The organism is Streptomyces sp. NPDC050658, assembly GCF_044457025.1.
Taxonomy (GTDB): Bacteria; Actinomycetota; Actinomycetes; order Streptomycetales; family Streptomycetaceae; genus Streptomyces.
Window position 1 is genome coordinate 419,751 of record NZ_JBITGM010000001.1, and the last position, 11,727, is coordinate 431,477.

An 11,727-nucleotide genomic window follows, 5' to 3' on the forward strand; every position below is an offset into this window, starting at 1 on the left:
CCGCCGCCGTCAGTACCGGTACTGCTCGTTGTACCCGGCGTCGTACCCGTTCCCGTCGAGGTGCTGCCCGCCCTGGTCGGGGTAGGGCTGCTCGGGCGGGAGTTCGCCCCCGTAGCTCCCGTACGACCCGTAGGGGTCCTCGGCGTTGCGCTGCTGGGGCACCCACACGCCGCCGGGCGGCGTCTCGCTGTAGGTCCCGGCGTCGCCTCCGTAGGAGTCGGCCGCGGGGTAGGGCGCGTACTGCTGCTGGTCGCCGTACGTGTCGTAGCTCTGGCCGCCGCCGTACGTCTGCGTGCCGATGTACGGGTCGGAGTACGCGGCGTACTGCTGCTGCCCGGTCTCCCCGTAGGCGTAGGGCTGCTGGGGGTCATAGCCCGCGGCGGAGTACGTGTCGTAGCCGTAGCCGCTGTCCTGGGCGGACTGCTGCTGCGCGTACGCCGAGTCGCTGTACACGCCGTACTGGCCCGTGTCGTCCGGCATCGGCTCCGGCGCGTAGACCCCGACCTCCGGCGCGTGCTCGGGCGGCGCGGGGTGGTCGGGGTGCTGGTACTCCAGGTCGGAGACCTGGAGCGTCGGGTCCTGTACCTCGGCGCGCTGCGTCGTCTTGCGGCGCTTGCTCAGGCCCGGCTGGCCCCCGAGGGCCCAGCCGGTCGAGAAGCCGCGGCGGAAGGACAGCGTCACGTACGTCTGTCCCGTCGCGAAGGCGATCGCGCCGGCGCCGATGACGACCACCGACGGCATCAGGACGCCGACGACCACCCCGAGGAAGCCCCCGAAGGCCAGCAGCCGCCAGCGCAGCCGCGCCTTGTACTGCAGCAGCACCTCGCCCAGCAGCCACAGCGCGACGCATCCGAACGCGATGTAGAGGACCGTCCAGCCCATGTACGCCCCTCTCCCCTAGGCCGCCGCCCCAGGGGTACGGCCGTTCAGGCCTGCGGGTGATGCAGGCCCAGATTTTCGTAGATTTCCAGCGTCGCCGTGGAGTTGTTGAGCGTGATGAAGTGCAGCCCCGGCACACCCTCGGAGAGGAGACGTGCGCAGAACTCCGTCGCGAACTCGATGCCAATGGAGCGTACAGCCGCCGGATCGTCTTTGGCTGTGAGGATGCGCTCTTTGAGCGCCGGCGGGAAGCTGGCGTTGCTGAGCTGGGGCAGTCGCTCCAGCATGCGCACGTTCGTCACCGGCATGATCTCCGGAATGATCGGCGTCGTACAGCCCGCGGCCTCGACGCGGTCACGCAGGCGCAGATATTCCTCCGGGTAGAAGAACATCTGGGTGATCGCGTAGTCGGCGCCCGCGCGGCATTTGTCGACAAAGTGCCGGACGTCCGTGTCCCAGTCCTCCGAGCGCGGATGCATCGCGGGGAAGGCCGCGACGCCCACGCAGAAGTCGCCCGACTCCTTGATCAGGCGGACCAGTTCGGCGGCGTACGTGAGGCCTTCGGGGTGCTTCACCCAGTCCGCGAGGGGGTCGCCGGGCGGGTCGCCCCGGACCGCGAGCATGTTCCGGATCCCGGCGTCCGCGTACTGCCCGATGATGTTGCGCAGCTCGGCCACGGAGTGGTCGACCGCGGTGAGGTGGGCGACGGGCGTGAGCGTCGAGTCCGCGACGATCTGCTGGGTCTCCTTGACCGTGCCCGCACGCGTCGAGCCGCCCGCTCCGTAGGTCACGGAGACGAAGCTGGGGGCCACCGCCTCGACCCGGCGCAGGGCGTTCCACAGGTTGCGCTCGCCCTTCGGGGTCTTCGGCGCCGAGAACTCGAACGAGTACGTGGTCTTGCCGGTCGCGAGCATGTCGCGCACGGTGCGTGCGCGATCTGTCCTGGTCGAAGCAGTGCCTAGGGCCATACGGGCAGGTTAGCGACGGGGCCCCGCTACCGGCCAATCCCCGTCCACCTTCCGGACAGAGGTCTGGGGGTACGGCCCCGCGACCCCCTGTACGACCGCCCGTCAGCCCCTAGCGTGCGGGCGTCCGGCCGCTAGACGGCGGCCCGGAGCCGCTTGGCGAACTCGGCGGCGGCCGCCGCCGGGTCGTCCGCCTCGGTGATCGCCCGGACGACGACGACACGCCGGGCGCCCGCTTCGAGCACCTCGTCCAGATTGCCCGCGTCGATGCCGCCGATGGCGAACCAGGGGCGGTCCGTGCCCAGCGACGCGGTGTAGCGCACCAGGTCGAGGCCGGGGGCGTACCGGCCCGGCTTGGTGGGGGTCGGCCAGCAGGGGCCCGTGCAGAAGTAGTCCACGCCGTCCTGGACGGCCGCCGCGGCGGCCTCGGACTCGGCGTGCGTGGAGCGGCCGATGAGCACGTCATCGCCGAGGATGCGGCGGGCGGCGGGCACCGGCAGGTCACCCTGGCCCAGGTGCAGCACGTCGGCGCCGATGGCGTGCGCGACGTCCGCGCGGTCGTTCACGGCGAGGAGCTTTCCGTGCCGCCGCGCGGCGTCGGCGAAGACCTGGAGGTGGTCCAGCTCCTCGGCCGCCTCCATGCCCTTGTCGCGCAGCTGCACGATGTCGACGCCGCCCGCGAGGACGGCGTCGAGGAACTCCGGAAGGTCTCCCTGGCGCTTGCGGGCGTCCACGCACAGGTAGAGGCGGGCGTCGGCGAGCTGCTCGCGGGCAGGCGTGATGGCCATGGAGTGTTCCCCCCGGGTGATCGGTGGCGTACGGGCCGCTCGGAGCGTGCCGCGGCCCGTACACCGCGCGGTTTCGGTTCAGGTCAGACGGCGAGCGCCTGGGCGCGGCGCTTCACCTCCGTGCCGCGATTCTCGCTCAGCGCCTGCGCGGGGGTGCCCGGCAGGGTCGGGTCGGGAGTGAAGAGCCACTCCAGCATCTCTTCGTCGGTGAAGCCGTCGTCCCTCAGGAGCGTCAGGGTGCCGGTCAGGCCCTTGACGACCTTGTCGCCGTCGATGAAGGCGGCCGGCACCTGGAGCGCGCGGTTCTCACCACGGCGCACGGCGATCAGCTGGCCTTCCTTGACCAGCTGGCGCACGCGCGTCACCTCGACGTCGAGCATTTCGGCGATGTCGGGGAGGTGGAGCCAGTCGGGGACGAGAGCATCAGTCTTTGCGTCAATCTCGGTCACACGGCAAAGCGTATCCCCGGGGACCGACAGAGGGCGTGGGAGCGGCCGCCGTCGCCTTGGCGGCTCCTCCCCCGCCGCCGTCTCTGCCGCTACTCCCGGACGGCCTTCTTGAGCGGCACGGAGGGATCCGCCGCCTTGTCCGGATCGAGGTGCGTGCCGGACTCGATCAGCTTGCGGCCCTGGGCCAGGTCCCTGGGGCGCCCCACCGCGAGCACCGCCACCAGGGCGCCCGCCCGCAGCCAGCACACGGTCCAGGCGGCGCCCGCCGGGTCGCCGCGCCACACCAGGGCGTCGGCGGAGGCGTGGTGTCCCGCGTACTGGACGAAGCGGCCGAACTGCTCGGACCAGAAGTACGGCACCGGGTCGTACGCCGCGGGGGTCTCGCCGATGATGTTGGCCGCGACCGTGCGCGGGCCCTGGAGCGCGTTGTCCCAGTGATGGACCAGGAGGCGCTCCCCGTACCTTCCCGAAGGGAAGGAGGAGCAGTCGCCGACCGCGTACACGTCCGTCTCGGACGTCCGGAGGTGGTCGTCGGCGATGACCTCCCGGTGGGCGCCCAGGGCGATCCCGGAGTCCGTGAGCCAGTCCGTGGCGGGCCGGGCGCCGATGCCGACGACGACGGCGCCCGCGGGAAGCCTGGTCCCGTCGTCCAGGACAACGGTGCCGGGCTCGACGCTCCGCACGCGCGCGTGGGTGCGCAGTTCGGCCCCGGAGTCCGCGTACCAGCCGGCCATCGGCGCGGCGACCTCGGCGGGCAGCGCCCCCGCGAGCGGTCGCTCGGCGGCCTCCACCACGGTGACCGCGCAGCCCGCCTCGCGCGCGGCGGTGGCGAACTCGGCGCCGATCCAGCCCGCGCCGACGACCACGATGTCGTGCTGCTCGGCGAGCACGGGCCGCAGCCGCTCGGCGTCGTCCAGGGTGCGCAGCAGATGGACGCCGGGCACTCCGGAGACGCCGGGCAGCAGGATCGGCTCGGCGCCGGTCGCGATGACCAGGGCGTCGTAGGGCACCGGTCCGGTGGCGGTGTCCAGTTGGTGGTCGGCAGGGCGCAGGCCCGTCACCTCGTGGCCCAGGCTCAGCTCGATGCCCAGCGCCTCGAAGTCGACGTCGAAGGCGGAGCCCTCCGCCTTGCCGAGCAGTACCGCCTTGGACAGCGGCGGCCTGTCGTACGGCTGGTGCGGTTCCGCCCCGATGAGCGTGACCGCACCGGTGAACCCCTGCTCGCGCAGGGCCACCGCGGTCTGCACCCCGGCCATCCCCGCGCCGACGACGACCACCCGGCGCTCTGCCTGCTTCCGCTGCTCGCTCACCCGATCACTGTAGGACGGCGTACGACGCGGACCTCAGAGCGCGGCGAGGAGATCTCTGACACACCGTCACTGCCCATACCCGGACAGCTCCCCCTACTGCCTCCGGGGACGACGGGCTAGGGTGGCCGGTGCAGAGCACTCGCGGGAGCCCGGACGCACCGGGCTGAGAGGGAGGCTGGGACGGCCTCCGACCGTACGAACCTGATCCGGGTCATGCCGGCGAAGGGAGGGGCTGGACACCCATGCATCCACAGACACCACCACCCCAGAAGACGACGGACGTCCTTGTCGTCGGGGGCGGCATCATCGGCCTGGTCACGGCCTGGCGGGCGGCCCAGCGCGGCCTGTCCGTCGCGGTCGTGGACCCCGAACCGGGCGGCGGCGCGGCGCAGGTCGCCGCGGGCATGCTGGCCGCGGTCACCGAACTGCACTACGGCGAGCAGACGCTGCTCGGCCTGAATCTGGCCTCCGCGCGGCGCTATCCGCGGTTCGCCGAGGAGCTGTCGGAGGCGAGCGGCCGGGATCTCGGCTACCGCGCGTGCGGCACGCTCGCCGTGGCGCTCGACGCCGACGACCGCGCCCATCTGCGCGAACTGCACGCCCTGCAGCGCCGGTCGGGGCTCGAGTCGGAGTGGCTGAGCGGGCGCGAGTGCCGCCGCCTGGAGCCGATGCTCGCGCCGGGCGTGCGGGGCGGGCTGCGGGTGGACGGCGATCACCAGGTCGACCCGCGCAGGCTCGCCGCGGCGCTGCTCGTGGCCTGCGAGCGGGCCGGTGTGGCCTTCCACCGCGCGTGGGCCCGGCGGCTGACCGTCGTACGCGAGAAGGCGACCGGCGTCGTCCTCGACGACGGCACCGCTCTGGCCGCCGGTGCGACCGTGCTGGCGGCGGGCAGCCTCAGCGGGCGGCTCTCAGGGGTCCCTGAGGGGGTTCTGCCGCCCGTTCGGCCGGTCAAGGGGCAAGTGCTCCGGCTCACGGTGCCGGAGCGCTACGCGCCGTTCCTGAGCCGTACGGTGCGTGCCGTCGTGCGCGGCAGCCAGGTCTATCTGGTGCCGCGCGAGAACGGCGAGCTGGTCGTCGGCGCGACCAGCGAGGAGCTCGGCTGGGACACGACGGTCACCGCGGGCGGCGTGTACGAGCTGCTCCGGGACGCCCACGAGCTGGTCCCCGGCATCACGGAACTGCCGCTGACCGAGACCCGCGCGGGCCTGCGCCCCACCTCCCCCGACAACGCGCCGATGCTCGGCGCCACCGAGCTGCCCGGACTGCAGCTGGCCACGGGGCACTACCGCAACGGCGTCCTCCTCACGCCCGTCACCGGCGACGTCATGGCGCACTCCCTGACCACCGGCGAACTGCCCGACGAGGCAAGGGCGTTCACTCCCCTGCGCTTCGGCCAGGCCCTCTCGGCACCGTCTCTCCTGGAGCAGCCCGCATGACCCTCTCAGCCGACTGCGCCGTCTCCGTCAACGGGGAGGTCCGCGACGTGGCCGCGGGCACCACGCTCGCGGCCCTCGTCGCCACGCTCACCACGGCGCACTCCGGTGTCGCCGCGGCGCTCAACGAAACCGTCGTCCCGCGCGCGCGGTGGTCGACCACGGCGCTCGCCGACGGCGACCGCGTCGAAGTACTCACCGCCGTCCAAGGAGGCTGAACCGACCATGGCAGACGATCCCTTCGTCATCGGCGGGCTCACGTTCTCCTCGCGGCTGATCATGGGTACGGGCGGTGCGCCCAGCCTGGACGTCCTGGAGCGGTCCCTGATCGCCTCCGGGACGGAGCTGACCACCGTCGCGATGCGCCGCCTCGATCCGGGCGTGCAGGGCTCGGTGCTCTCCGTGCTCGGCCGGCTCGGCATCCGCGTCCTGCCGAACACCGCGGGCTGTTACACCGCGGGCGAGGCCGTGCTGACCGCGCGGCTCGCGCGGGAGGCGCTCGGCACGGATCTGATCAAGCTGGAGGTCATCGCGGACGAGCGCACGCTGCTGCCGGATCCGATCGAGCTCGTGGACGCCGCCGAGACGCTGGTCGACGACGGCTTCACGGTCCTTCCGTACACGAACGACGATCCCGTCCTCGCCCGGAAGCTGGAGGGCGCGGGCTGTGCGGCGATCATGCCGCTCGGATCGCCCATCGGCTCCGGGCTCGGCATCCGCAACCCGCACAACTTCCAGCTGATCGTCGAGCACGCGCGCGTGCCGGTGATCCTGGACGCGGGGGCGGGCACGGCGTCCGACGCGGCGCTCGCGATGGAGCTGGGGTGCGCGGGTGTGATGCTCGCCTCCGCGGTGACGCGGGCGCAGGAGCCGGTGCTCATGGCGGAGGCCATGCGGCACGGGGTGGAGGCGGGGCGGCTGGCCTTCCGGGCGGGGCGGATTCCGCGGCGGCACTTCGCCGAGGCGTCCTCTCCCGCGGAGGGCCTGGCCGTGCTGGATCACCGGGAGCGGCCGGCTTTCTGAGCGGCGGCGGGCGGGCAGGTCCCTGACAAGCGGCTCCCGCGTCACAGGTCGGCTGCAGTCACGCTCTGAAGCCGACCGCACGGGCATCGGTGTCGGTGGCGGCTCGTAGACTCCATCCGTGGACACGACCCTTCAGGACCCTTCCCCAGCCTTCGGCCGGGGAGACCCCATCGTCGGGCAGGTGCTCGACGGCCGGTATCGCGTGGACGGACGGATCGCGGTCGGCGGGATGGCCACGGTCTACCGGGCCGTGGACACCCGCCTCGACCGCGTGCTCGCGCTCAAGGTGATGCACCCGACGCTCGCCGCCGACGCCTCCTTCGTCGACCGCTTCATCCGCGAGGCGAAGTCGGTCGCCCGGCTCTCGCACCCGAACGTGGTGGGGGTCTACGACCAGGGCACCGACGGGGCGTACGTGTACCTGGCGATGGAGTACATCGCCGGCTGCACCCTGCGCGACGTGCTGCGCGAGCGCGGCGCCCTGCAGCCCAGGGCCGCGCTCGACATCCTGGAGCCGGTCCTCGCCGCGCTCGGCGCCGCGCACCGCGCGGGGTTCGTGCACCGCGACATGAAGCCGGAGAACGTCCTCATAGGGGACGACGGACGGGTCAAGGTCGCCGACTTCGGCCTGGTCCGCGCGGTGGACACCGTAACGAACACCACCGGCACGGTCCTCGGCACCGTCTCGTATCTCGCCCCCGAGCAGATCGAGCACGGCACGGCCGACACGCGTGTGGACGTGTACGCGTGTGGCGTCGTCCTCTACGAAATGCTGACCGGCGCCAAGCCGCACTCCGGGGAATCGCCCGCCCAGGTGCTCTACCAGCACCTGCACGAGGACGTTCCGCCCCCGTCGGCTGCCGTCCCCGGGCTCCCCGTCGAGCTCGACGAGCTGGTCGCGTCGGCCACCGCCCGCAACCCCGACGTACGCCCCCATGACGCGGTGGCGCTCCTGGGACAGACCAGGGAGGCGCGGGCCGCGCTCTCCTTGGACCAGCTGGACGCGGTGCCGCCGCAGGCGCGCACGACGGACCACGACAACGCAGAAGACCGTACGAGCGTGATCCCGCGCACGGTGCGGCCGGTGCAGCTGCCGCTCCCCACCGAGGGCGTGAACCCGGGAGAGGGGCAGGATCCGCTCAACCGCACCAGCATCCTGACCACGCCCCCGCCGGCCGCTCCCCCGTCCTCCGCCCCCGACCGCAGGCGTCCCACCCCGCGCCGCGGGGTGTTCGTGCTGGTCGCCGCCGTGCTGCTGGCGCTGGGACTCGGGGCGGGCGTCTGGTACATCAACTCGGGCCAGTTCACGAAGGTCCCGCCGCTCCTGGCGAAGACCGAGGCGGAGGCCAGGAAGCGGCTCGACGAGGCGGGGCTCGACGTCAAGGACGTCAAGCGCGCCTACAGCGACACCGACAAGCGGGGCACGGTCATGGCGACCGACCCCAAGTCGGGCGAGCGCATCCGGGACAACGACAGCGTGACGCTGACCGTCTCGCTGGGCCCGGAGATCGTGAAGGTCCCGGAGCTGAAGGACACGCCGCTGGCCGCGGCGAAGAAGGAACTGAAGGACGCGGGTCTGGCCGCCGGCATGACGACCAGGGCCTTCAGCGAGGACGTCCGCAGGGGCTCCGTGATCAGCACGGACCCGGGCCCCGGCACCAAGCGCAAGGCGGGCTCCGCCATCGCCCTCGTCGTCAGCAAGGGCGCGGCGATCGACGTCCCCGACGTGACGGGCGAGTCCGAGGCCGACGCGCGGGCCGACCTGGCGGACGCCGGGCTCAAGGTGAAGATCGCCGCGACGCGGGTCTACTCCGACGAGGACAAGGGCGATGTCGCCGCGCAGTCCCCCAAGGAGGGCCAGAAGCAGCTCGCCGAGGGCGACACGGTCACACTGACGCTCTCCAAGGGCCAGCAGATGATCGAGGTCCCGGACGTCGTGGGCATGAACGTCGACGAGGCCACGCAGGAGCTGAAGGACGCGGGCTTCGAGGTCGACGAGGACCGCGGTCTGCTGGGTCTCTTCGGGGACACGGTGAAGGGCCAGTCGGTGGAGGGCGGCGAGGAGGCCGCCAAGGGGTCGACGATCACCATCGAGATCCGTTGAGCCACGGGGTCCTCCCCCGGGGTTGAGCCACGGGGTCCTCCCCGGGGTGTGCGCGGCCGAACCGGGAGCCTCTCGCCGGGCTCCCGCACCCCCGTGCCACCCTTGACCCCGTGAGCAGCAACAAGTCCCCCATCGCCGTGTCCCGCAACCCCGTGGGCGGCCACGTCCCCGTAGCCGGCGGGCTCGCCTCCGTAGGGCTTTCCTACGCCCGTGAGATGGGCGCCGAGGCCGTGCAGGTCTTCGTCGCCAATCCGCGCGGATGGGCGACGCCGCCCGGGAACCCGAAGCAGGACGAGGAGTTCCGCGCGGCCTGTGCCGCCGAGGGGATCCCCGCCTACGTCCACGCGCCGTATCTGATCAACTTCGGCTCGCACACCGAGGCGACCGCGGAGAAGTCCGTGGAGTCCATGCGCCACTCGCTGCGCCGCGGCCGTGAGATCGGCGCGCTCGGCGTGGTCGTGCACACCGGCTCGGCGACCGGCGGCCGGGACCGCTCCGTGGCCCTGAAGCAGGTCCGCGAGCGGATGCTGCCGCTGCTGGACGAGCTGACGCACGACGACGACCCCTTCCTTCTCCTGGAGTCGACCGCCGGCCAGGGCTTCTCGCTCTGCTCCCGCACCTGGGACTTCGGCCCGTACTTCGAGGCGCTCGACTCGCACCCCAAGCTGGGCGTCTGCCTGGACACCTGCCACATCTTCGCGGCGGGCCACGACCTGACGGGGCCGAGCGGCATGCGGCAGACCCTGGACCTGCTGGTGGACACCGTCGGCGAGGGCCGGCTGAAGCTGGTGCACGCCAACGACTCCAAGGACGTGGCCGGCGCGCACAAGGACCGCCACGAGAACATCGGCAGCGGCCACATCGGCGAGGAGCCGTTCCGTGAGCTGATGGCCCACCCCGCCACCGAGGGCGTACCCCTGATCATCGAGACACCCGGCGGCAAGGAGGGCCACGCGGCGGACGTGGAGCGGCTCAAGAAGCTCAGGGACGGCTGAGGCCAGGTCCAGAGCGGCCAGACCTAGAGCTCGGGACCGTCCCCGGGCTCTTCCTGGTACGAGTACCGCTGCTCCCGCCAGGGATCGCCGACGTTGTGATAGCCGCGCTCCTCCCAGAAGCCGCGGCGGTCGGCGGTCATGTACTCGATGCCGCGGACCCACTTGGGGCCCTTCCAGGCGTAGAGATGCGGGACGACAAGCCGCAGCGGGAATCCGTGTTCCGCGGTGAGGAGTTCGCCGCCTTTGTGCGTGGCGAAAATCGCGCGGTCCGAGTCGAAGTCGGCCATCCGCAGATTCGAGCTGAAGCCGTACTCGGCCCAGACCATCACATGCGTGGCATGCGGCGCCGGCGGTGCGATCTCCAGGAGCGCGCGGGCCGGTACGCCGCCCCATTCGGCCCCGAGCATGCTGAACTTCGTGACGCAGTGCAGATCGGCGACCACGGTGGCGTACGGAAGAGCCGAGAACTCCTCGTGCGTCCAGCAGTGCTTCTCGCCGTCGGCCGTGGCCCCGAAGACCCTGAACTCCCAGCGCTCGGGGCGGAACTTCGGCACCGGCCCGTAGTGCGTGACCGGCCAGCCGCGCTGCAGCCGCTGTCCCGGTGGAAGCTCCGGCTCCGCTGCTCTCCGAGATGCGTGATCCGCCGGCTGACCCATGCCTCCATCCTGACAGACCCGGGACAGTGGACGTGACCAGGCGGCCCCTCCCCAAACGCCGATTCGGGCAACTCCTACTAAGCGTGCACTTACTGGACGGCCTCCGAACACCGGTGCAAAGATGCGCGCTACCTGGCCAGACACACACTTGGAAGGAGCCTTGGCGATGCAGGGCGACCCCGAGGTCATCGAGTTCCTGAACGAGCAGCTGACCGCCGAGCTGACGGCGATCAACCAGTACTTCCTCCACGCGAAGATGCAGGACAACTTCGGCTGGACGAAGCTCGCGAAATACACCCGGTCCGAGTCCTTCGACGAGATGAAGCACGCGGAGGTCCTCACCGACCGGATCCTGTTCCTCGAGGGCCTGCCCAACTACCAGCGGCTCTTCCACGTCCGTGTGGGGCAGACGGTCACCGAGATGTTCCAGGCCGACCGGCAGATCGAGGTGGAGGCGATCGACCGCCTCAAGCGCGGGATCGAGGTGATGCGCGGCAAGGGCGACATCACGTCCGCGAACATCTTCGAGTCGATCCTCGAGGACGAGGAGCACCACATCGACTATCTGGACACCCAGCTGGAACTGGTCGACAAGCTCGGTGAGGCGCTCTACATCGCGCAGCTCATCGAGCAGCCGGAGAGCTGAGCAGCGGCAAAGGCGACAGCCGCAGGCCAGAGCCCGAGCCATAAAGCTCTACGCGGTTCTACGCGGCTTCCGGGAGCTCCGCATCCGGAGCGAGCGCCACCGCCGCACTGCCGTCCTTCACCAGGTCACGGGTGGGGCACGCGCCCCGGCCGAGCAGCGCCTGGATGCGTCGTACGCACGAACCACAGTCCGTGCCCGCCTTGCAGGCCGACGCTATCTGGCGGGGGGTACAGGCACCGTCCGCCGCATGCTTCTTCACCTGCGCTTCCGTGACGCCGAAGCAGTTGCAGACGAACATGCGGTCCACCTCCCCGGTGAGATCTCAGACGGGTTCAACAAGTAGTGCCCGTCCCGATTAATCGGTGAGGCTAACCTAACCTTACCCGCCGCTTCCTGTGCGCAAAAGCCCTGGACCGGATACGACGATGGGGCGCGGATCACATCGATCCGCGCCCCACTCGTACGTACTCCGGTAGTAG

13 protein-coding genes and 1 riboswitch are annotated in these 11,727 nt (G+C 71.4%); of the genes, 6 read left to right on the forward strand and 7 right to left on the reverse strand.

Annotation, left to right across the window (positions count from 1 at the left end):
- Positions 1 to 9 precede the first annotated feature (9 nt).
- From ACIBKX_RS01975 to ACIBKX_RS01995, 5 genes are all read right to left on the reverse strand, one after another.
- Positions 10 to 882, reverse strand: coding sequence for a hypothetical protein (locus ACIBKX_RS01975; RefSeq protein ID WP_363272512.1), 873 nt, complete (start codon positions 880 to 882; stop codon positions 10 to 12).
- 44 nt (positions 883 to 926) lie between these two features.
- A complete protein-coding gene (gene metF, locus ACIBKX_RS01980; protein WP_363272513.1) occupies positions 927 to 1,847 on the reverse strand; it encodes a methylenetetrahydrofolate reductase [NAD(P)H] in 921 nt (306 codons plus the stop codon).
- Positions 1,848 to 1,978: 131 nt separating this feature from the next.
- Entirely contained in the window at positions 1,979 to 2,632 is a 654-nt protein-coding gene (gene thiE / locus ACIBKX_RS01985; RefSeq protein ID WP_363272514.1) for a thiamine phosphate synthase, read from the reverse strand.
- 83 nt (positions 2,633 to 2,715) lie between these two features.
- Positions 2,716 to 3,081 carry an Rv2175c family DNA-binding protein gene (locus ACIBKX_RS01990; RefSeq protein WP_363272515.1) on the reverse strand — a complete coding sequence of 122 codons (366 nt, stop codon included), beginning with the start codon at positions 3,079 to 3,081 and terminating at the stop codon, positions 2,716 to 2,718.
- An 89-nt stretch (positions 3,082 to 3,170) separates the two neighbouring features.
- The gene (locus tag ACIBKX_RS01995) at positions 3,171 to 4,337 is read right to left on the reverse strand and encodes an NAD(P)/FAD-dependent oxidoreductase (RefSeq protein ID WP_399375662.1); all 1,167 of its coding nucleotides are present in this window, start codon (positions 4,335 to 4,337) and stop codon (positions 3,171 to 3,173) included.
- Positions 4,338 to 4,522: 185 nt separating this feature from the next.
- A riboswitch (TPP riboswitch) is annotated at positions 4,523 to 4,636 on the forward strand.
- Here ACIBKX_RS01995 and thiO point away from each other — a divergent pair.
- The 5 genes from thiO to ACIBKX_RS02020 all read left to right on the forward strand — a co-directional run bounded on the left by thiO (position 4,634) and on the right by ACIBKX_RS02020 (position 9,946).
- Entirely contained in the window at positions 4,634 to 5,827 is a 1,194-nt protein-coding gene (thiO, locus tag ACIBKX_RS02000; RefSeq protein WP_363272516.1) for a glycine oxidase ThiO, read from the forward strand. It overlaps the preceding riboswitch by 3 nt.
- A complete protein-coding gene (gene thiS / locus ACIBKX_RS02005) occupies positions 5,824 to 6,042 on the forward strand; it encodes a sulfur carrier protein ThiS (protein WP_363272517.1) in 219 nt (72 codons plus the stop codon). Before thiO ends, thiS begins: the two co-directional genes overlap by 4 nt.
- A gap of 7 nt (positions 6,043 to 6,049) precedes the next feature.
- Positions 6,050 to 6,847 (forward strand): thiazole synthase, encoded by a 798-nt coding sequence (locus ACIBKX_RS02010; RefSeq protein ID WP_363272518.1) that lies wholly within the window; start codon positions 6,050 to 6,052, stop codon positions 6,845 to 6,847.
- Between the two features lie 118 nt (positions 6,848 to 6,965).
- Positions 6,966 to 8,951 (forward strand): Stk1 family PASTA domain-containing Ser/Thr kinase, encoded by a 1,986-nt coding sequence (gene pknB / locus ACIBKX_RS02015; protein ID WP_363272519.1) that lies wholly within the window; start codon positions 6,966 to 6,968, stop codon positions 8,949 to 8,951.
- Positions 8,952 to 9,061: 110 nt separating this feature from the next.
- Complete coding sequence (locus ACIBKX_RS02020) at positions 9,062 to 9,946, forward strand: deoxyribonuclease IV (RefSeq protein ID WP_363272520.1); 885 nt, start codon at positions 9,062 to 9,064, stop codon at positions 9,944 to 9,946.
- A 23-nt stretch (positions 9,947 to 9,969) separates the two neighbouring features.
- Here ACIBKX_RS02020 and ACIBKX_RS02025 read toward each other — a convergent pair whose 3' ends face one another.
- Positions 9,970 to 10,602 (reverse strand): sulfite oxidase-like oxidoreductase, encoded by a 633-nt coding sequence (locus ACIBKX_RS02025; protein ID WP_363272521.1) that lies wholly within the window; start codon positions 10,600 to 10,602, stop codon positions 9,970 to 9,972.
- Between the two features lie 166 nt (positions 10,603 to 10,768).
- Between ACIBKX_RS02025 and bfr the strand changes: the two genes are divergently transcribed.
- Positions 10,769 to 11,248 carry a bacterioferritin gene (gene bfr, locus ACIBKX_RS02030; RefSeq protein WP_363272522.1) on the forward strand — a complete coding sequence of 160 codons (480 nt, stop codon included), beginning with the start codon at positions 10,769 to 10,771 and terminating at the stop codon, positions 11,246 to 11,248.
- A 58-nt stretch (positions 11,249 to 11,306) separates the two neighbouring features.
- Here bfr and ACIBKX_RS02035 read toward each other — a convergent pair whose 3' ends face one another.
- Entirely contained in the window at positions 11,307 to 11,546 is a 240-nt protein-coding gene (locus tag ACIBKX_RS02035; protein WP_363272523.1) for a (2Fe-2S)-binding protein, read from the reverse strand.
- Between the last annotated feature and the right edge of the window lie 181 nt (positions 11,547 to 11,727).

Bases quoted from the DNA above. Each gene is read 5' to 3' on its own strand.
- ACIBKX_RS01975 (WP_363272512.1), bottom strand. From the start codon at position 882: ATGGGCTGGACGGTCCTCTACATCGCGTTCGGATGCGTCGCGCTGTGG.
- metF (WP_363272513.1), bottom strand. From the start codon at position 1,847: ATGGCCCTAGGCACTGCTTCGACCAGGACAGATCGCGCACGCACCGTG.
- thiE (WP_363272514.1), bottom strand. From the start codon at position 2,632: ATGGCCATCACGCCTGCCCGCGAGCAGCTCGCCGACGCCCGCCTCTAC.
- ACIBKX_RS01995 (WP_399375662.1), bottom strand. From the start codon at position 4,337: ATGGCCGGGGTGCAGACCGCGGTGGCCCTGCGCGAGCAGGGGTTCACC.
- thiO (WP_363272516.1), top strand. From the start codon at position 4,634: ATGCATCCACAGACACCACCACCCCAGAAGACGACGGACGTCCTTGTC.
- thiS (WP_363272517.1), top strand. From the start codon at position 5,824: ATGACCCTCTCAGCCGACTGCGCCGTCTCCGTCAACGGGGAGGTCCGC.
- ACIBKX_RS02010 (WP_363272518.1), top strand. From the start codon at position 6,050: ATGGCAGACGATCCCTTCGTCATCGGCGGGCTCACGTTCTCCTCGCGG.
- ACIBKX_RS02025 (WP_363272521.1), bottom strand. From the start codon at position 10,602: ATGGGTCAGCCGGCGGATCACGCATCTCGGAGAGCAGCGGAGCCGGAG.
- bfr (WP_363272522.1), top strand. From the start codon at position 10,769: ATGCAGGGCGACCCCGAGGTCATCGAGTTCCTGAACGAGCAGCTGACC.
- ACIBKX_RS02035 (WP_363272523.1), bottom strand. From the start codon at position 11,546: ATGTTCGTCTGCAACTGCTTCGGCGTCACGGAAGCGCAGGTGAAGAAG.